Source organism: Streptomyces solitudinis, from assembly GCF_036323765.1.
Lineage (GTDB): Bacteria > Actinomycetota > Actinomycetes > Streptomycetales > Streptomycetaceae > Streptomyces.
In genome coordinates, this window is the sequence record NZ_JAZDCW010000004.1 from 369038 (window position 1) to 387811 (window position 18774).

The window sequence follows — 18774 nt, forward strand, 5'->3', positions numbered from 1 at the left end:
CTCCTACCGGGGCGGCTCCTCGTCGCGCAGCCGGGCCCGCACCCGCTCGGCGACGTCCGCGTACCGGGCCTCGGTGCCGTACCGGGTCGGGGCGTAGTACCGCTTGCCGTGGACGGCGTCGGGCGCGTACTGCTGGGCGGCGACGCCCCCGGGCGCGTCGTGCGGATACCGGTAGCCCTCGCCGTGGCCCAGCTTCTGCGCACCCCGGTAGTGGCTGTCCTTCAGGTGCGCCGGAACGGGCCCCGCGTGCCCGGCGCGCACGTCCGCCAGCGCGGCGTCGATCGCCAGGTAGGCGGCGTTGGACTTCGGCGCGAGCGCCAGGGCGATCGTCGCCTGGCTGAGCGTGATCCGGGCCTCCGGGAAGCCGATCATGGCGACCGCCTGCGCGGCGGCGACGGCCGTCTGGAGCGCGGTCGGGTCGGCGAGCCCGATGTCCTCGCTGGCGGAGATCATCAGCCGCCGGGCGATGAAGCGCGGGTCCTCCCCCGCCTCGACCATGCGGGCCAGGTAGTGCAGGGCCGCGTCCACGTCGGAGCCCCGGATGGACTTGATCAGCGCGCTGGCGACGTCGTAGTGCTGGTCGCCGTCGCGGTCGTAGGCGACCGCCGCGCGGTCCACGGCCTCCTCCAGGGTGGCCAGCGTGATCGCCTCCTCCCCCTTGGCCAGGGCCGCGCCCGCGCCCGCCTCCAGCGCGGTCAGCGCGCGCCGGGCGTCCCCGCCCGCGATGCGCAGCAGGTGCGCCTCCGCGTCCTGCGGCAGCGTGACGGAGGCGGCCAGGCCCCGTTCGTCCGCCACGGCCCGGCGCAGCAGGCCGCGCAGGTCGTCCTCGGTGAGCGGTTCCAGGGTGAGCAGCAGCGAGCGGGAGAGCAGCGGGGAGATCACCGAGAAGTACGGGTTCTCCGTGGTGGCGGCGATCAGGGTGACCCAGCGGTTCTCCACGGCGGGCAGCAGCGAGTCCTGCTGGGCCTTGGAGAAGCGGTGGATCTCGTCGAGGAACAGGACGGTGTCCTTGCCGTACGCCCCCGAGGAGCGCCGGGCGCCGTCGATGACGGCCCTGACCTCCTTGACGCCCGCGGTGATGGCCGACAGCTCCGTGAACCGCTTGTCGGTGGCCCGGCTCACCACGTGGGCGAGCGTCGTCTTGCCCGTCCCCGGCGGGCCCCACAGGATCACGGACGACGCCCCGGCCGGGCCGCCCGCCCCCTCCCCCACCAGGCGGCGCAGCGGGGAGCCGGGGCGCAGCAGGTGGCGCTGGCCCACGACCTCGTCCAAAGTGCGCGGCCGCATGCGGGCGGCGAGCGGGCTGGCGGACGGCTCCTTGGCCTGGCGGTCCTCGGCTGCGGCGGTGAACAGATCGGGCTCCACGCCGGAAACCCTAAGTCACGCCGCCGACAGTGCCCGGGTCAGCTCGTCCAGAAGCTCCACCAGCGGGTGAGGATGAGCATGCCGATGATGCCGATGTGCAGGGTCGGCAGCAGCCAGTGGAACTCCAGCACCGTGCGCCGCAGCCCCCCGGGGGCCGGGAGGATGCGGTGCCGCAGGTTGTGCACGGTGGTGTACCAGAACATGACGATCGTCGCGACCCAGGCCAGGCAGCACCACAGGCACAGGGCGACGATGTTGTACAGCGACTGGTACATGAGCCAGGTGCAGAAGGCGACGCCGAACAGCGTGCCGCCCTGCAGCCCGAGCCAGAACCAGCGGCGGTAGCGGGCGCCGGCCAGCGCGGCCGCCCCGATCGTGATGACGGCCGCGTACGTGGCGAGGCCCAGCAGCGGGTTCGGGAAGCCGAACACCGACGCCTGGTCGCTCTCCATGATGTCCTTGCAGGAGACGATCGGGTTCAGGCTGCACCCGGGGACGAAGTGCGTCCCGTCGATCTCCGCCTGCATCAGCTTGAACTTGTCCCAGGTGATGACGAAGGCGGCCAGCAGCCCCGCGGCACCGCTGACGATCAGCGTCCACGCGAAGGCGCGGCTGGCCGCGACGGCGCCCTCCGGGCGCTGCTCAGGTTCGGTGCCGTCCGTTGCGGAGGGTGCCGTCTCGGTCATCATCGCGGTCGTCCCGTCGTCCGTCTGCCTCGGCGTGCTGCTCATTGTGCCCCAACGAGCGGGAGGTCAGCTCAGTTTCGCCCGGACCCGCTCCACCGCGGACGCCAGCGGCACGGCCTCCTGCTCACCGCTGGCCAGGTCCTTGACCTGCACCACGCCTTCGGCGAGGTCGCGCTCGCCCAGCACCAGGGCGAGCCGGGCACCGGAGCGGTTCGCGGACTTCATGCCGTTCTTCATGCCCTTGCCGCCGTACGCGAAGTCCGCGGCCACCCCCGACCTGCGCAACACGGTGAGCAGGCCGAACAGCGTGCGCCTGGCCTCCTCGCCGGCCGGCACCGCGAACACCTCGGTGTGCGCGGGCAGCTCGGGCGTGACGCCCTCGGCGCGCAGCGCCAGCACCGTGCGGTCCACGCCGAGCGCCCAGCCCACCGAGGGCAGCGCGGGCCCGCCGATCATCTCCGAGAGCCCGTCGTAGCGCCCGCCGCCGCCGACGGCGGACTGCGCGCCCAGGCCGTCGTGGACGAACTCGAAGGTGGTGCGGGTGTAGTAGTCCAGCCCGCGCACCAGCCTGGGGTCGTCCTCGAAGGCCACGTCCGCCGCCGTCAGCAGGTCGCGGACCTGCTCGTGGTAGCCCTTGCACGCCTCGCACAGGTGGTCGCGCATGAGCGGCGCGCCGGCGAGCTGGCGCTGCACGGCCTCCCGCTTGTCGTCCAGCACCCGCAGCGGGTTGATCTCCACCCGGGCGCGGGTCTCCTCGTCCAGGTCGAGGCCGCGCAGGAACTCCTGGAGCGCGGCGCGGTAGACGGGGCGGCACTCCGCGTCGCCGAGCGAGTTCAGCAGCAGCCGCACGTCGCGCAGGCCCAGCGAGCGGTAGGCGTCGGCGGCCAGGATGACCAGCTCGGCGTCGAGCGCCGGGTCCTCCGCGCCCAGGGCCTCGGCCCCGACCTGCGAGAAGTGCCGGTAGCGGCCCGCCTGCGGGCGCTCGTAGCGGTAGTAGGAGCCCGAGTACCACAGCTTCACCGGCAGGGCGCCGCGGTGCAGGTTGGCCTGGAGCGCCGCGCGCAGCACGGAGGCGGTGCCCTCCGGGCGCAGCGCCAGCTCGTCGCCGCCCTTGGTGGTGAGGGTGTACATCTCCTTGGTGACGATGTCGGTGGAGGCGCCCACACCGCGGGCGAACAGCTCCACCTGCTCGAAGCCGGGCGTCTCGACGTAGCCGTACCCCGCGCGCCGCAGCGGCGCGGAGATGGCCTCGCGCACGGCGAGGAAGTCGGCGGAGCCGGGGGGGATCAGGTCGTACGTGCCCTTGGGGGCGGAGAAGGTGCTCACGTCAGGTCGTCGTCACATTCCTCGTCCGGGAGCCGGCGGTGCGCCCGCTCCGCGGCCGGCGGCCACCTCCCGCAGGTACGGGTTGGTGGCGCGCTCACGGCCGATGGTGGTCTGGGGACCGTGCCCGGACAGGACCACGGTCGCGTCGTCGAGCGGCAGGCACACACGGGCCAGGGACCGCAGGATCTCGGCGTGGTCACCGCCGGGCAGGTCGGTGCGTCCGATGGAGCCGGCGAAGAGCAGATCACCCGAGAACAGGACCGGCGGCACGTCGGCCCGCTCGGGCATCGCGAAGGTCACCGACCCCTCGGTATGGCCGGGCGCGTGCGCGACGGTCAGCTCCAGGCCGGCCAGGGACAGCACGGAGCCGTCGGCCAGCTCGCGGACGTCGTCGGGTTCGCCGATCGTCAGGTCGCCCATGAGCTGCCGCCCGATGGACCGCCCGAGCGCCTTCTCCGGGTCGCTCATCATGTAGCGGTCGTCCGGGTGGATCCAGGCGGGCACGTCGTGCGCGCCGCACACGGGGACCACCGAGGCGACGTGGTCGAGGTGGCCGTGGGTGAGGACGACGGCGACCGGCTTCAGCCGGTGCTTGGCGACGGTCTCCGCGACGCCTTCGGCGGCCTGGTGGCCGGGGTCGATGATCACGCACTCCTCACCGGCGGCGGGGGCGACCAGATAACAATTGGTCCCCCAGGCCCCGGCGGGGAACCCGGCAACGAGCACGATCGTCCTTCAGTCGTCCGACAGCGGATGGCGTCCGGACCGAAGCCTACCGGCGGCGGTGCACCGGCCGCGAACCCGTATACCGTACGGGCAAGCCGCGGCGGCCAGGCAGCCGCGGCCGGAGTCCGTCGAGTCGTGCCCGAAGGAGAAGCGCGTGGTCAGCAAGGAGCAGCGGCGCAAGCAGCTCGCACGGCAGCGGTACGAACGCCGGCTGCGGCGGCAGGCCGCCGCCCGCCGCCGCGCCCGGGTGCGCAACGTGGTGATCGCCGCCGTCCTCGTGGTCGGCCTCGGCACGGGCGGCGCCCTCGCGGCGGCGGGGGCGTTCTCCGGCGACGGCGACGCCGAGCCGAAGGCCCAGCCCTCCCCCAGCACCCCCGCCGACCCCTGCGAGGAGCCGGCGCCGGGCGAGCCGAACGGCAAGCAGTGGGACCAGGAGCCGAAGATGTCGGTCGACGCGTCGGCCTCCTACACGATGACGCTGGAGACCACCTGCGGCGACATCACCATCGCCATGGACGCGGAGAAGGCGCCGCACACGGTGAACTCCTTCGCCTTCCTCGCCGGTGAGGGGTACTTCGACCACACCCGCTGCCACCGCCTCACCGACCAGGGCATCTTCGTGCTCCAGTGCGGCGACCCGCAGGGCAACGGGCAGGGCGGCCCCGGCTACACCATCCCGGACGAGAACCTGGACGACCCGAAGGTCGCGGACGGCACCTACCCGGCGGGCACGGTCGCCATGGCCAACACCTACCGGGCCCAGACCGACGAGGGCCGCGACAGCGGCGGCAGCCAGTTCTTCCTGGTGTACGAGGACAGCCCGCTGCCGCCCGACTACACGCCGTTCGGGCAGATCACCGGCGGCATGGACGTGCTGCGGAAGATCGCGGACGCGGGTACCGAGACGGACCAGCAGCTCCAGGTGACGACCCCGGTGGCCACCGTGGTGATCGACAAGGCGACGGTACGCGAGGGCTGAGCCCGCGCTCCGCCTCCGGGCGGCGTCTTCGTACGCGCCGGGTGCGGACAGCGCGCCCGCATCTCGCCTATGTTGGCGTGGTGCGCGAATCCCTGCTCCGGCCAGGTGATCCGCACGGTGAACATCGGATGCCGGACGAACTGTGGACGACGCCGGGGGCGCGCGCTGCCCTGCCGGTGTCAGGTGGAGGAGGCGCTGTGAGCAGCGACCCGTGGGGCCGCGTCGACGAGACGGGGACCGTGTACGTGCGTACGGCCGAGGGCGAGAAGGTCGCCGGTTCGTGGCAGGCAGGCTCCCCGGAGGAGGCACTCGCCTACTTCCAGCGCAAGTACGAGGGGCTGGTCGTCGAGATCGGGCTCCTGGAGCGCCGGGTGAGGAGCACCGACCTGGCCGCCAAGGACGCGGAGGCCGCCATCGGGCACCTGCGCGAGCAGGTGGACGCCCACCACGCCGTCGGCGACCTCGACGCGCTGCGGGTGCGGCTCGACGCGCTGACGCAGCGGGTGGAGGCGCGCCGCGAGGAGCGCAAGGCCCAGAAGGCCCGGCAGGCCGAGGAGGCCCGCAAGGCCAAGGAGGAACTGGTCGCCGAGGCCGAGGAGCTGGCCCGCAGCGACCAGTGGCGGTCCGCGGGCGAGCGGCTGCGCACCCTGGTGGACACCTGGAAGGGGCTGCCGCGGCTGGACCGGAAGTCCGACGACGAGCTGTGGCACCGCTTCTCGCACGCCCGCTCGGCCTTCTCCAAGCGCCGCAAGGCGCACTTCGCGGCGCTGGACGCGCAGCGGGAGGAGGCCAGGCGCCGCAAGGAGAAGCTGGTGGCTGAGGCGCAGGCGCTGTCCTCCTCGACGGACTGGGGCACAACGGCGGCCCGTTACCGGGACCTGATGCAGGACTGGAAGGCGGCGGGACGCGCCCAGCGGGAGCACGAGGAGGAACTGTGGCAGCGCTTCCGCGCCGCCCAGGACGTCTTCTTCCAGGCCCGCGGCGAGGTGTTCGCCGAGCGGGACGCCGAGCAGCGGGAGAACCTGGCCCGCAAGGAGGAGCTGGCCGCCGAGGCGGAGAAGCTGCTCCCGGTCACCGACCTGAAGGCGGCCCGTGCGGCGTTCCGGGCCGTCAACGAGCGCTGGGACGCCGTCGGGCACGTGCCCAGGGACGCGCGGGCCCGCGTCGAGGGCCGGATGCGCGCGGTGGAGCAGGCCATCGCGGAGGCCGAGGAAGCGGAGTGGCGGCGCACCAACCCCGAGGCGCGGGCGCGCGCCGCGGGGCTGACCGGGCAGCTCCAGGACGCCGTGGACAAGCTGCGCGCGGACGCCGAGGCGGCGCGGGCGGCGGGCAACACGGCGAAGGCCGGGAAGCTGGAGCAGGAGCTGGCGGGCCGGCAGGCCCTGCTGGACCAGGCGCTCAAGGGCTTGCAGGAGTTCGGCGGCTGAGCCGCGCCGCGGCATGACGCGCGCGGAGGCGGTCCGGCGGGAACACCGGGCCGCCTCCGTCTGCGGGGCGCGGGGCTTCGGGGGCCTACGAGGGCCTGCGGGCCGAGGTGACGCGGTAGACGTCGTACACGCCCTCCACGCCGCGTACCGCCTTCAGGACGTGGCCCAGGTGCTTGGGGTCGCCCATCTCGAAGGTGAACCGGGAGGTGGCCACCCGGTCCCGCGAAGTCTGCACGGCGGCCGACAGGATGTTGACGTGCTGGTCGGACAGGACCCGCGTCACGTCGGACAGCAGCCGGGAGCGGTCCAGCGCCTCGACCTGGATGGCGACGAGGAACACCGAGGACTGGGTGGGCGCCCACTCCACGTCCAGCATGCGCTCCGGCTCCCGCGCCAGCGCGTCCACGTTGACGCAGTCCGCCCGGTGCACGGACACGCCGCTGCCCCGGGTGACGAACCCGATGATCGGGTCGCCCGGCACCGGCGTGCAGCAGCGGGCCAGCTTGACCCACACGTCCTCCGTGCCCTTGACGATGACGCCCGGGTCGGCGCTGGAGCGCCGGCTGGCCCGGCGGCGCAGCGGGGCCGTCTCGGCGATGTCCTCGTTGGCGGCCTCCTCGCCGCCGAGGGCCTGCACGAGCTTCTGCACGACGTTCTGCGCGGTGACGTGGCCCTCACCGATCGCGGCGTAGAGCGAGGAGATGTCGGGGTAGCGCATCTCGTGGGCGAGGGTCACCAGCGAGTCGCCGGTCAGGATGCGCTGGATCGGCAGGTTCTGCTTGCGCATCGCGCGGACGATGGCGTCCTTGCCCTGCTCGATGGCCTCGTCGCGGCGCTCCTTGGAGAACCAGGCCCGGATCTTGTTGCGGGCCCGCGGTGACTTGACGAAGTTCAGCCAGTCCCGGGACGGGCCCGCGCCCGGCGCCTTGGAGGTGAAGATCTCCACCGTGTCACCGTGGTCGAGGGTGGACTCCAGCGGCACCAGGCGCCCGTTGACGCGGGCGCCGATCGTGCGGTGGCCGATCTCGGTGTGCACCGCGTAGGCGAAGTCGACCGGGGTGGCGCCGGCCGGAAGCGCTATGACGTCGCCCTTGGGCGTGAAGACGAAGACCTCGTTGCGGGAGAGGTCGAAGCGCAGGGACTCCAGGAACTCGCCCGGGTCCTCCGTCTCCTTCTGCCAGTCCAGGAGCTGCCGCAGCCAGGCCATGTCGTTGACGGTGTCCTTGCCGCCGCCCCGGCCGGTGCGCCCGGGGACGTCGGTACGGACCTTGGAGGCCCCGGCCACGGCCTCCTGCTTGTACTTCCAGTGCGCGGCGATGCCGTACTCGGCGCGGCGGTGCATGTCGAAGGTGCGGATCTGCAGCTCGACCGGCTTGCCGCCGGGCCCGATGACCGTCGTGTGCAGCGACTGGTACATGTTGAACTTGGGCATCGCGATGTAGTCCTTGAAGCGCCCGGGCACCGGGTTCCACCGCGCGTGCACGGTGCCGAGCGCCGCGTAGCAGTCGCGGACGGTGTCCACCAGGACGCGGATGCCCACCAGGTCGTAGATCTCGGCGAAGTCCCGGCCCCGCACGATCATCTTCTGGTAGACGCTGTAGTAGTGCTTGGGGCGTCCGGTGACGGTGGCCTTGATGCGGGCGCCGCGCAGGTCGCTCTGGACCTCGTCGATGACGGTGGCCAGGTACTCGTCCCGCTTGGGGGCGCGTTCGGCGACCAGCCGCACGATCTCGTCGTACATCTTGGGGTAGAGGATCGCGAACGCGAGGTCCTCCAGCTCCCACTTGATGGTGTTCATGCCCAGGCGGTGCGCGAGGGGGGCGTAGATCTCCAGCGTCTCGCGGGCCTTCTGCTCCTGCTTCTCCCTCCGCAGGAACCGCATGGTGCGCATGTTGTGGAGGCGGTCGGCGAGCTTGATGACCAGCACCCGGGGGTCCTTGGCCATGGCGACGACCATCTTGCGCACGGTCTCGGCCTGCGCCGCCTCGCCGAACTTGACCTTGTCCAGCTTGGTGACGCCGTCCACCAGCAGCGCCACCTGGTCGCCGAAGTCGCGGCGCAGCGTGTCCAGGCCGTACTCGGTGTCCTCGACGGTGTCGTGCAGCAGCCCCGCCATCAGGGTCGCCGGGTCCATGCCCAGTTCGGCCAGGATGGTCGTCACCGCGAGCGGATGGGTGATGTAGGGGTCGCCGCTCTTGCGCTTCTGGCCCCGGTGCCAGCGCTCGGCGACCTGGTAGGCCCGCTCGATCTGGCGCAGCGTCGTGGTGTCGGCCTTGGGGTCGTTCGCCCGCACGATGCGCAGCAGCGGCTCCAGCACCGGGTTGTACGGGCTGGAGCGCTGGACGCCGAGCCGGGCCAGGCGGGCCCTGACCCGGTTGGAGGAGCCGGAGCGCCCGGAGACTCCGGAGATGGCCTTCGCGGGCGCCGGCGTGCGGGCGGCGGACGGCTCGGGCTGCGGGTTGCCGGACGCGGCGGGCGGCGGTCCGTCCTGCGGGGCCGCGGGGGGCTGCTGCGCCGACGGGGCCTTGCGGGCCGCCGTGGCGCCGCCCCGGGCCCCGACCTCACGGGCGGCCTGCGCACCGGCGGGCGCGGCACCGCGGCGCCGCGGCCCGGCGGCCGTGTCCGGCTGCCGGGCGGCGTCCGCTTCCCGTCGCTCGGCGGCGCTGAGTCGCTGGGCCTCGTCTGGCAAGAGCACTCCTCGAACGGTTCCGGCCACGTGGCGGTCGGACTGCCATGGTATCGACCCGGCCCGCCACGCGGCCGTCCGCCGGGGACGCCGTCCGGCCGCGCCCCGACGCGCAGGGGCCCGGACCAGTGGTCCGGGCCCCTGCGCCGGGCCGCCCGCACACCGGGCGGGCGGCCGCGTCAGACGGAGATCAGCGCCCGCAGCGGCGCTCCGCCCAGGGCCGCCTCCACCCGGCCGCGCCCCGCGAGGAAGCCCAGCTCCATGAGGACGGCGACGCCCGCGATGTGGGCGCCGGAGCGCCGGAGCAGGTGGACCGACGCCTCGGCGGTGCCGCCGGTGGCGAGCACGTCGTCGATGACCAGGACGCGGTCGTCGGCGCCGAGGTCCTCGGCGTGGATCTCGATCTCGGCGCTGCCGTACTCCAGGTCGTACCCCTGCGCCAGCGTCGCGCCGGGCAGCTTGCCCGCCTTGCGGACCGGCACGAAGCCGACGCCCGCCCGGACGGCGACGGGTGCGGCCAGGATGAAGCCGCGCGCCTCCAGGCCGACGACCTTCGTGGCGCCCAGCTCCGCGCAGAGACCGGCGAGGGCGTCGGTGAGCGCGGCGAAGGCCGCCGGGTCGGCCAGGAGCGGGGTGATGTCCTTGAACACCACGCCCGGCTTCGGGTGGTCGGGCACGTCGCGGATGCGGCTGAGCAGCAGTCCGGTCAGCTCGCCGGAGGGCGGGGCCGGTGACGTTCCCGCGCTCACCGGCGCTTCCCCGGTGCGTCCTTGCGCCCGAGGCCGTCGGCCGGGCCGCGTCCGGCGCCCGGCCGGGGGCCGGCCACACCGGCGCCGGCCGGGGCCGCGTCGACGGACTCGTCCGTCCCGTCCTCCCGGGCTCCGCCGGCTGCGGAGGCGGCGGCGTCCCGTTCGCCGTCCGCGCCCTCGGCGTCGTCGTCCTCCGGGGTGCCCTTGGCACGCCGGGAGAGCACCCGGCGGTCGTGGGCCCTGACGTCGGCCTCGTTCTTCTTGAGGTCCACGACGACGGGGGTGGCGATCATGATCGAGGAGTAGGTACCCGCCGTCAGGCCGACGAACAGCGACAGCGCGATGTCCTTGAGCATGCCGCCGCCGAGCAGTCCGGCGCCGATGAGCAGCAGGCCGGCGACCGGGAGCAGCGCCACGATGGAGGTGTTGACGGACCGCACCAGCGTCGCGTTGAGGCCCAGGTTCGCCAGCTCCGGGTAGGTGTGGCGGTTCTGCTTCCCGAGCGTGCCGGTGTTCTCGTTCACCTTGTCGAACACCACGACCGTGTCGTACAGCGAGTAGCCGAGGATCGTCAGGACACCGACGACCGTGCCGGGGGTGACCTCGAAGCCCACGAGCGCGTAGACGCCCACGGTGATGACGAGGTCGTGCAGGAGGGCGACGAGGGCCGCCAGCGCCATCCGCCACTCGAAGGCGATCGCCAGGTAGACGCTGACGAGCACCAGGAAGATGATCATGCCCGTGAGGGCCTTGCTGGTCATCTGCTCGCCCCAGCTCGGCCCGACCAGCTCGGCGCCCAGCTCCTGGGCGGGCACGCCGAACTCCTCGGCCAGCTCGTCGCGGGCCGCGTTGGAGGTCTCGGTGTCCAGGCCGGTGATCGTGATGCGCAGGGCGTCGTTGCCCAGCCGCTGGACCCGGGCGTCGTTATCCGTCGCGTCCTGCGCCATCTGGCGCGCCTCTTCGACGGTCACCTGGGTGGGCGGCGTCGTGAACACCGCGCCGCCCTGGAACTCCACGCCCATGAAGAGGCCCTTGCCGAAGAGCCCGCCGAGGGAGATGGCGATGAGGAGCACGGAGATGGCGTACCAGAGCTTGCGGCGGCCGACGAAGTCGAACGCCGCCTCGCCCCGGTACAGCTTGGCACCGAGTGCGCCGATGCGGGACATCTCAGGCCTCCTTCGGCGTGACGGTGGCAGCGGTGGCGCGGCGGCCCCGGATGGGGGGCCTGGCGCCGAGCCGCTTGGGGTCCAGGCCCGACATGGGGTGCCCGTTCGAGAAGAACGAGCGGCGGGCCAGCAGCGTGGTGAGCGGCTTGGTCAGCAGGAAGACGATCAGGACGTCGAGCAGCGTCGTGAGGCCCAGGACGAAGGCGAAGCCCTGCACCGAGCCGACGGCGGCGAAGAAGAGGACCACCGCGGCGAGGAAGGACACCACGTCGGAGATGAGGATGGTGTGCCGTGCGCGCGGCCAGGCCCGCTCGATCGCCGGGCGGATCGAGCGGCCCTCGCGGACCTCGTCCCTGATCCGCTCGAAGTAGACGATGAAGGAGTCGGCCGTGATGCCGATGGCGACGATCGCGCCGCACACCGCCGGAAGGCTCAGGGCGAACCCGATGCCCGGTCCGAGCAGCGACATCACGACGTAGGTCAGCCCGCCCATCAGCAGCAGGCTGCCGATGGCGACGAGGGCGAGGGCGCGGTAGTAGAACAGCAGGTAGACCACGACCAGCAGCAGGCCGATGCCGCCGGCGATGAGCCCGGCCTTCAGCTGCTCCCCGCCCAGCGACGGGGAGATGGTGAGGACGTTGGCCTCTTCGAAGGTGATGGGCAGCGCGCCGAACTTGAGCACGTTGGCCAGGTCGGCCGCGGACTCCTGGGTGAAGCTGCCGCTGATCTCCGCCTGGCCGCCGCCGATGCGCGTGGAGACCGAGGGCGCGGAGACGACCTGGCCGTCCAGCGTGATGGCGAACTGGTTCTGCGGCTGGGGCAGCGTGGAGATGCGCTGGGTGACGTCGGCGAACTGCTGGGCGCCCTTGCTGTCGAAGTCCATCGTCACCAGCCAGATGCCGCGCTGCTGGTCGAAGACGGCGTCCGCGCCCTCGACGTTCGTGCCCGGGACCTCCACGGGACCGAGCGCGTACTTGAAGGCGCCCTCCCGGTCACAGGCCACGACCTGCTCGGTGGGCTTGGCCGCCGCGACCTGCTGGCTGGCGTCGGAGCGCGCCTCGGGCGTCGAGCAGTCGAGCTGCTGGAGAGCGGCGGCGAGCTGGGCCGGGTCGCCCTGCTCCCCGGGGGGCGGGGACTGCTCCTGCTCCGCGGGCGGCGGGGACTGCTCGCCGCTCTCGCCCTCCTGCGACGCGGACGCGCCGGGCCCGGGCGACTCCGTCTCGTCCCGGGTGACCACGCCTGCGCGGGCGCCCTGCGGTGAGGCGCCGTCGGCGGGACCGGCCGACTCCTGCGGCTGCTCCGTCTCGTCTTCCGGCGCGACGGCCTCCTCGTCGTCCTGCGGCGCCTCGCCGGAGGGCGAGGGGCTCGCGGCCGGGGCGGACGGCTCCGCCCCGGGCTCCTCGCCCGGCTGGGGCTGGCCGGGGGGCGTGACCGGTGCGGCGTTCAGGACGGGCCTGAAGCCCAGCTCGGCGGTGGTGCCGACCTGTTCGCGGGCCTGCTTCTCGTCCGTGCCGCGCGGGATGTTGACGATGATGTTGCGGTCGCCCTGGGTCTTCACCTCCGCCTCGGAGACGCCGAGCCCGTTCACACGCCGCTCGATGATGGAGACGGCGGTGTTCATGTTGGCCTCGTTGACCGCGCTGGGCCGGCCGGGCTGGTCCTTGGCCGTGAGCGTGATGCTGGTGCCGCCCGCGAGGTCGATGCCCAGGCGCGGCGTGGTCGCTCCGGAGAGGAACATGCCGCCGGTGAGCAGCGCGGTGAGCACGATGACCAGCGTGAGGGCGCGCCATGGTCTGCCCTGGGCCGCCGGTGACCTCCGGCGCTTCTGCGGTGTTGCCACCTTCTGTCTCTCCCTGTCCAGCCGCCCGCGCGCGGGTCTCGCCGCGCGGTGCGCGAAGTGGTGTGCGGAACGTGCGGCGCCGCCGGACCCGCCAGGTCCGGCGGCGTGTGGGGCTACTTCGTGCCGCTGTCGCCGTCGCGCTTGTCCTTCGACTCCACGTCCTCGGCGGCGGGCTCGTCCGGTCCGCTGCCGTCCTTGCCCAGGTCGATCGTCTCATCCGAGGTGGCGCCCGTGGTAGCGGTCAGCGCGGAGGCGTCGTCCGGCACCTCGGGGGCGTCCCCGTCCACGACGGGCGTGCCGTGCACGATGCGGTCGTACTCCTCGTCCTCCAGGACGGCGCCGACGGCGTTCTTGGCGTAGTGCGCGTGCACGCCGGGGGCCACCTCCAGCAGGACGGTGTCCTCACCGACCTCCTTCACCCGCGCGTACATGCCGCCGATCGTGCGGACGCCGGTGCCCGGTTCCATCTGGTCACGCATCTGCGCGGCCTGCTGCTGCTTCTTCTTGGCCGACCGCGTCATCAGGAACATGGCGCCGATGAGCACGACGAAGGGGAGGAGAAATGCGATATCCACGGCGGATGAGTGTCCTTTGCAAGGCCGCGGGGGCGCGGCCTGGGGGGTATGGATGATTCCGCCCGTCCCAGGGAGGGCGTCGGCGGAGTCTAAGCGAGGCCCTGCCGCTGGAACAACGCCCCACAGGGGGCCGAGGTTCCGGCAGGGACGAATGTCGGCCGGTCATCCGCCGAAGAGTCCGGGTTGGGCGGACTGCTCCGGAGGGGTGAGGCCCAGGTGCGCCCAGGCCGCCGCGGTGGCGACGCGGCCGCGCGGGGTGCGCGCGAGCAGGCCCTCGCGGACGAGGAACGGCTCGGCCACCTCCTCCACCGTCTCGCGCTCCTCCCCCACCGCGACGGCGAGGGTGGACAGGCCGACGGGACCGCCGCCGAACAGCTTGAGCAGCGCCTCCAGCACCGAGCGGTCCAGCCGGTCCAGGCCCCGCTCGTCCACCTCGTAGACGGCGAGCGCCCGTACCGCGATGTCCCGGGTGACGACGCCGTCGGCCTTGACCTGGGCGAAGTCGCGGACGCGGCGCAGCAGACGGTTGGCGATGCGCGGGGTGCCCCGGGAGCGGCCGGCGATCTCGGCGGCGCCCGCGGCGTCCGTCTCGACCTCCAGCAGCCGGGCCGAGCGGTTGACGACGCGTTCCAGTTCGGCCGGATCGTAGAACTCCATGTGGGCGGTGAACCCGAAGCGGTCCCGCAGCGGCGGCGGCAGCAGCCCCGCCCGCGTCGTGGCCCCGACCAGGGTGAAAGGCGGCAGCTCCAGCGGGATGGCGGTGGCCCCGGGCCCCTTGCCGACGACGACGTCGACGCGGAAGTCCTCCATCGCCATGTAGAGCATCTCCTCGGCGGGGCGGGACATCCGGTGGATCTCGTCCAGGAAGAGCACCTCGCCCTCCTGGAGCGAGGAGAGGATCGCGGCGAGGTCACCGGCGTGCTGGATCGCGGGGCCGGAGGTGATGCGGAGCGGGGCGCCCATCTCCGCGGCGATGATCATGGACAGGGTCGTCTTGCCGAGCCCGGGCGCGCCGGAGAGCAGCACGTGGTCGGCGGTGGTGCCGCGCTGCCGGGCGGCCCTGAGCACCAGGTCGAGCTGTTCCCTGACCTTGGGCTGGCCGACGAACTCGGCCAGCGACCTGGGCCGCAGCGCCGCCTCGACGGCGGTGTCCTCGCTGTCGGCGCCGGCGCCGACCAGCCGTTCGGCGGGCGGCCCGGCCGGGTGGGCGCCCTCGGGGGCGTCCGCGTCGGCGGCGTCGGCCAGGTGGTCGTCCCAGGTCATGCTTCGGCTTCCTCCTCTGGCCTCGGCGGAGGCCTCAGCGGGTGCGGTTCAGGGTTTGCAGGGCGGCCCGCAGCAGGCGGCTGACCTGCGGCTGGGCCCCGTCGCCCGCGGCCTCGGCCTGGGGGGCGACGGCTTCGACGGCCTCGTCGGCCTCGCGCTGGGCGTAGCCGAGGCCGAGCAGCGCGGCCTGGAGCTGCTCGCGCCAGGCAGCGGGCGCCCCGCCGGCCCCGGGCCGGGCGGCGGCCGGGCCGCCGGCCGGGGCGCCGAGCCGGTCCTTCAGCTCCAGCAGCAGCTTCTGCGCGCCCTTCTTGCCGATGCCGGGCACGGCGGTGAGCGCCTTCTCGTCACCGCCGGCGACGGCGCGGCGCAGCGCGTCGGGACGGTGGACGGCGAGCATGGCCTGGGCCAGGCGCGGTCCGACGCCGCTGGCCGTCTGGAGCAGTTCGAAGACCTGCCGCTCGTCGTCGTCGGCGAAGCCGTAGAGGGTGAGGCTGTCCTCCCGGACGACCAGGGAGGTGGCCAGGCGCGCGGGCTCGCCGGGGCGCAGCGCGGCGAGCGTGGCGGGCGTGCAGTGGACCGCCATGCCGATCCCGCCCACCTCGATGACGGCGGTGTCCGGGGCGAGGGCCGCCACCGGGCCGGAGACGAACGCGATCATCGGGTGGGGCCTTTCGGGACGCGGGGGGCACGGGTCTGGGCCGGGCGTGCGGCGGCCTGCGCGCGGCGGACGCGGGCCGCCTCCCGGCTCAGCGCCTGGGCCTGCCGCTGCGCCTGGGCCCTGACCTGAGCCTGCGCCTGGCGGGCCTGTGCGGCGTGCTGGGCGTGCTGGAGGCGGCCCTGTGCGGGGGCGCGCCAGATGTGGCAGATGGCGAGGGCCAGGGCGTCGGCCGCGTCGGCGGGCCGGGGCGGGGCCTCCAGCCGCAGCAGCCGGGTGACCATGGCGCCGACCTGGGCCTTGTCCGCCCGCCCGGTGCCGGTGACGGCGGCCTTGACCTCGCTCGGGGTGTGCAGCGCGACCGGCAGTCCGCGCCGGGCCGCGCACAGCATGGCCACCGCGCTGGCCTGCGCCGTGCCCATGACGGTGCGCACGTTGTGCTGGCTGAACACCCGCTCCACGGCGACCGCTTCGGGCCGGTGGGCGTCGAGCCACTCCTCGATGCCCCGCTCGATCTCCACGAGCCGTTCGGCGACGGGGGCGTCGGCCGGGGTGCGCACGACGCCGACGCCGGCCATGCGCAGCGGGCGCCCCGCCACCCCGTCCACCACACCGACGCCGCAGCGGGTGAGCCCCGGGTCCACGCCGAGCACGCGCACCGCGCCCTCCCCTCCTGCGATCGCTCCCGTGGCCGCCGAGCCGCCACGCCGCCCTCCGGGCACCTGTTCCGGCAGGTTATCGGGCGGCACCGACAAGACGACGGGCCGCCCGGGGTGTGTTCCCGTGCGGCCCGTCGGCGCGGTGTCCGGGCGGCGTGCGGCCAGGCGGCGCGGTCAGGCGTCGACCTTGGCCATGACCTCGTCGGAGACGTCGAAGTTGGCGAAGACGTTCTGCACGTCGTCGCTGTCCTCCAGCGCGTCGATCAGCTTGAAGATCCGGCGGGCGCCCTCCTCGTCCAGCTCCACCTGCATGGTGGGGACGAAGTTGGCATCGGCGGAGTCGTAGTCGATGCCGGCCTCCTGGAGCGCGGTGCGCACCGCGACGAGGTCGGTGGCCTCGCTGAGCACCTCGAAGGACTCGCCGAGGTCGTTGACCTCCTCGACGCCCGCGTCCAGGACCGCGCCGAGGACGTCGTCCTCGCTCAGCTCGCCCTTGGGGACGATCACGACGCCCTTGCGGTTGAAGAGGTAGGCGACCGAGCCGGGGTCGGCCATGGAGCCGCCGTTGCGCGTCATGGCGACGCGCACGTCGGAGGCGGCGCGGTTGCGGTTGTCGGTGAGGCACTCGACGAGCACGGCGACGCCGTTGGGGCCGTAGCCCTCGTACATGATCGTCTCGTAGTCGGCACCGCCCGCCTCGATGCCCGCACCGCGCTTGACCGCGCTGTCGATGTTCTTGTTCGGGACCGAACTCTTCTTGGCCTTCTGGATGGCGTCGTAGAGCGTGGGATTGCCGTCCGGGTCGGCACCGCCGGTGCGCGCCGCGACCTCGATGTTCTTGATCAGCTTGGCGAAGAGCTTGCCGCGCTTGGCATCGATCACGGCCTTCTTGTGCTTGGTGGTTGCCCACTTAGAGTGGCCGGACACAGCCTCGCTCCTTCAAAGTCACCGGTGAAAGTCCAACGCGGGCGATCCTACCGCCAGCCGGTCAGCCGCTCGTGCGCACCAGGTTCACGAAGAGTTCGTGCACCCGGTGGTCGCCGGTGAGCTCGGGGTGGAAGGAGGTGGCCAGGAGGTGGTCCTGGCGTACCGCGACGGTGTGCCCCTCGTGCACGGCCAGGACCTCCGCCCGGGCCCCGGTGGACTCGACCCACGGCGCCCGGATGAAGACGCCCTCCACCGGACCGCCGTCGACCCCGGCGACCTCGACGGCCGCCTCGAAGGACTCGTTCTGCCGCCCGAAGGCGTTGCGGCGCACGATCATGTCGATGCCGCCGACCGTCTCCTGACCCGAGCGGGGATCGAGGATCTTGTCCGCGAGCATGATCATGCCCGCGCAGGAGCCGTAGACGGGCAGGCCCGCCCGCACCCGGTCGCGCAGCGGCTCCAGCAGCCCGAAGGCCGTGGCGAGCTTGGAGATGGTGGTGGACTCGCCCCCGGGTATGACCAGGCCGTCCACCGCGGCCAGTTCCTCCGGGCGGCGGATCTCGCTCACCGCGGCGCCCGCCGCGGTGAGCGCGGCGAGGTGTTCCCTGACGTCGCCCTGGAGGGCCAGGACACCGATGACGGGGTTGCTCACGAATGCCTCTCTGACGTGCGGTGGACGCCGCGGGGGCGCCCGCGGGCCGCGGCGGCGCGCCGCGCCGGGAGGGCGTCCCCGGGCCGGGCGCGCGGCCCGGGGACGCGGGGGTTCACCAGCCGCGGCCGGCGTAGCGCTCGGCCTCGGGCAGGGTGTCGCAGTTGATGCCGACCATGGCCTCGCCCAGATTGCGGGAGGCGTCGGCGACGACCTTCGGGTCGTCGTGGAAGGTGGTGGCCTTCACGATGGCGGCGGCGCGCTTGGCCGGGTCGCCGGACTTGAAGATGCCGGAGCCCACGAAGACGCCCTCGGCGCCGAGCTGCCGCATGAGCGCCGCGTCGGCCGGGGTGGCCACGCCGCCGGCGGAGAACAGCACCACGGGCAGCTTGCCCAGCTCGGCGACCTCCCTGACCAGCTCGTAGGGGGCGCGCAGCTCCTTGGCGGCGGCGTACAGCTCGTGGTTGTCCAGCCCCTTGAGCCGGGCGATGTCGCCCTTGATCTGGCGCATGTGGCGCACGGCCTCCACCACGTTGCCGGTACCGGCCTCGCCCTTGGAGCGGATCATCGCCGCGCCCTCGGCGATGCGGCGCAGGGCCTCGCCGAGGTTGGTGGCGCCGCAGACGAAGGGCGTGGTGAAGGCGAACTTGTCGCTGTGGTTGACCTCGTCGGCCGGGGTCAGGACCTCGGACTCGTCGATGTAGTCCACACCGAGCGCCTGGAGGACCTGCGCCTCGACGAAGTGGCCGATGCGGGACTTGGCCATGACCGGGATGGAGACGGCCTCGATGATGCCCTCGATCATGTCCGGGTCGGACATGCGGGCCACCCCGCCGTCCTTGCGGATGTCGGCGGGAACGCGCTCCAGGGCCATGACCGCCACGGCACCGGCGTCCTCGGCGATCTTCGCCTGCTCCGGCGTGACGACATCCATGATCACACCGCCCTTGAGCTGCTCGGCCATGCCGCGCTTGACGCGCGCCGTGCCGGTCGCGGGGGCCTGGGCGGCGGTGCTGGGGGATGTGCTGGACACGGTGACCTCACTCGGCGATAAGACGACAAAGACGGCGAAGGGCCGAAGCAACCATCGTAGGCC

16 protein-coding genes and 1 pseudogene are annotated in these 18774 nt (G+C 73.3%); 2 read left to right on the forward strand and 15 right to left on the reverse strand.

The annotated features are described in order from the left end of the window. Window positions 1-3 precede the first annotated feature (3 nt). The 4 genes from V1J52_RS12910 to V1J52_RS12925 all read right to left on the reverse strand — a co-directional run bounded on the left by V1J52_RS12910 (window position 4) and on the right by V1J52_RS12925 (window position 4103). Window positions 4-1365, reverse strand: a complete 1362-nt coding sequence (locus V1J52_RS12910; protein WP_330139873.1) for a replication-associated recombination protein A — start codon at window positions 1363-1365, stop codon at window positions 4-6. A gap of 38 nt (window positions 1366-1403) precedes the next feature. Continuing rightward, window positions 1404-2051: a vitamin K epoxide reductase family protein gene (locus V1J52_RS12915; protein ID WP_330140108.1), complete on the reverse strand. Its 648-nt coding sequence runs from the start codon at window positions 2049-2051 to the stop codon at window positions 1404-1406. A gap of 66 nt (window positions 2052-2117) precedes the next feature. After that, entirely contained in the window at window positions 2118-3377 is a 1260-nt protein-coding gene (gene hisS / locus V1J52_RS12920; RefSeq protein ID WP_330139874.1) for a histidine--tRNA ligase, read from the reverse strand. 12 nt (window positions 3378-3389) lie between these two features. Further along, complete coding sequence (locus tag V1J52_RS12925) at window positions 3390-4103, reverse strand: MBL fold metallo-hydrolase (protein ID WP_330139875.1); 714 nt, start codon at window positions 4101-4103, stop codon at window positions 3390-3392. A gap of 154 nt (window positions 4104-4257) precedes the next feature. Between V1J52_RS12925 and V1J52_RS12930 the strand changes: the two genes are divergently transcribed. Together V1J52_RS12930 and V1J52_RS12935 are read left to right on the forward strand one after the other, a co-directional pair. Next, window positions 4258-5082 carry a peptidylprolyl isomerase gene (locus V1J52_RS12930; protein WP_330139876.1) on the forward strand — a complete coding sequence of 275 codons (825 nt, stop codon included), beginning with the start codon at window positions 4258-4260 and terminating at the stop codon, window positions 5080-5082. 197 nt (window positions 5083-5279) lie between these two features. Continuing rightward, window positions 5280-6509: a DUF349 domain-containing protein gene (locus V1J52_RS12935; RefSeq protein WP_330139877.1), complete on the forward strand. Its 1230-nt coding sequence runs from the start codon at window positions 5280-5282 to the stop codon at window positions 6507-6509. Between the two features lie 85 nt (window positions 6510-6594). Here the strand turns inward: V1J52_RS12935 and V1J52_RS12940 are convergent, their stop codons facing one another. The 11 genes and pseudogenes from V1J52_RS12940 to pdxS all read right to left on the reverse strand — a co-directional run bounded on the left by V1J52_RS12940 (window position 6595) and on the right by pdxS (window position 18711). Next, window positions 6595-9198, reverse strand: coding sequence for a RelA/SpoT family protein (locus V1J52_RS12940; RefSeq protein ID WP_330139878.1), 2604 nt, complete (start codon window positions 9196-9198; stop codon window positions 6595-6597). Window positions 9199-9374: 176 nt separating this feature from the next. Then, a complete protein-coding gene (locus V1J52_RS12945; RefSeq protein ID WP_330139879.1) occupies window positions 9375-9944 on the reverse strand; it encodes an adenine phosphoribosyltransferase in 570 nt (189 codons plus the stop codon). Then, window positions 9941-11110 (reverse strand): protein translocase subunit SecF, encoded by a 1170-nt coding sequence (secF, locus tag V1J52_RS12950; protein WP_330139880.1) that lies wholly within the window; start codon window positions 11108-11110, stop codon window positions 9941-9943. Before secF ends, V1J52_RS12945 begins: the two co-directional genes overlap by 4 nt. A gap of 1 nt (window position 11111) precedes the next feature. After that, window positions 11112-12950 carry a protein translocase subunit SecD gene (gene secD / locus V1J52_RS12955; protein WP_330139881.1) on the reverse strand — a complete coding sequence of 613 codons (1839 nt, stop codon included), beginning with the start codon at window positions 12948-12950 and terminating at the stop codon, window positions 11112-11114. Window positions 12951-13063: 113 nt separating this feature from the next. Beyond that, a complete protein-coding gene (gene yajC, locus V1J52_RS12960; protein WP_330139882.1) occupies window positions 13064-13525 on the reverse strand; it encodes a preprotein translocase subunit YajC in 462 nt (153 codons plus the stop codon). 162 nt (window positions 13526-13687) lie between these two features. After that, the gene (ruvB, locus tag V1J52_RS12965) at window positions 13688-14788 is read right to left on the reverse strand and encodes a Holliday junction branch migration DNA helicase RuvB (RefSeq protein ID WP_330139883.1); all 1101 of its coding nucleotides are present in this window, start codon (window positions 14786-14788) and stop codon (window positions 13688-13690) included. Between the two features lie 34 nt (window positions 14789-14822). Continuing rightward, the gene (ruvA, locus tag V1J52_RS12970) at window positions 14823-15446 is read right to left on the reverse strand and encodes a Holliday junction branch migration protein RuvA (RefSeq protein ID WP_330139884.1); all 624 of its coding nucleotides are present in this window, start codon (window positions 15444-15446) and stop codon (window positions 14823-14825) included. A 125-nt stretch (window positions 15447-15571) separates the two neighbouring features. Further along, window positions 15572-16102, reverse strand: a pseudogene (gene ruvC / locus V1J52_RS12975) (crossover junction endodeoxyribonuclease RuvC); the annotation flags it as partial. 174 nt (window positions 16103-16276) lie between these two features. Then, window positions 16277-17029, reverse strand: a complete 753-nt coding sequence (locus V1J52_RS12980; RefSeq protein ID WP_330139886.1) for a YebC/PmpR family DNA-binding transcriptional regulator — start codon at window positions 17027-17029, stop codon at window positions 16277-16279. A 61-nt stretch (window positions 17030-17090) separates the two neighbouring features. After that, window positions 17091-17681, reverse strand: a complete 591-nt coding sequence (pdxT, locus tag V1J52_RS12985; RefSeq protein ID WP_330139887.1) for a pyridoxal 5'-phosphate synthase glutaminase subunit PdxT — start codon at window positions 17679-17681, stop codon at window positions 17091-17093. Between the two features lie 112 nt (window positions 17682-17793). After that, window positions 17794-18711 carry a pyridoxal 5'-phosphate synthase lyase subunit PdxS gene (gene pdxS / locus V1J52_RS12990; protein ID WP_330139888.1) on the reverse strand — a complete coding sequence of 306 codons (918 nt, stop codon included), beginning with the start codon at window positions 18709-18711 and terminating at the stop codon, window positions 17794-17796. Between the last annotated feature and the right edge of the window lie 63 nt (window positions 18712-18774).

Bases quoted from the DNA above. Each gene is read 5' to 3' on its own strand.
- V1J52_RS12915 (WP_330140108.1), bottom strand. From the start codon at position 2,051: ATGACCGAGACGGCACCCTCCGCAACGGACGGCACCGAACCTGAGCAG.
- ruvA (WP_330139884.1), bottom strand. From the start codon at position 15,446: ATGATCGCGTTCGTCTCCGGCCCGGTGGCGGCCCTCGCCCCGGACACC.
- secF (WP_330139880.1), bottom strand. From the start codon at position 11,110: ATGTCCCGCATCGGCGCACTCGGTGCCAAGCTGTACCGGGGCGAGGCG.
- ruvB (WP_330139883.1), bottom strand. From the start codon at position 14,788: ATGACCTGGGACGACCACCTGGCCGACGCCGCCGACGCGGACGCCCCC.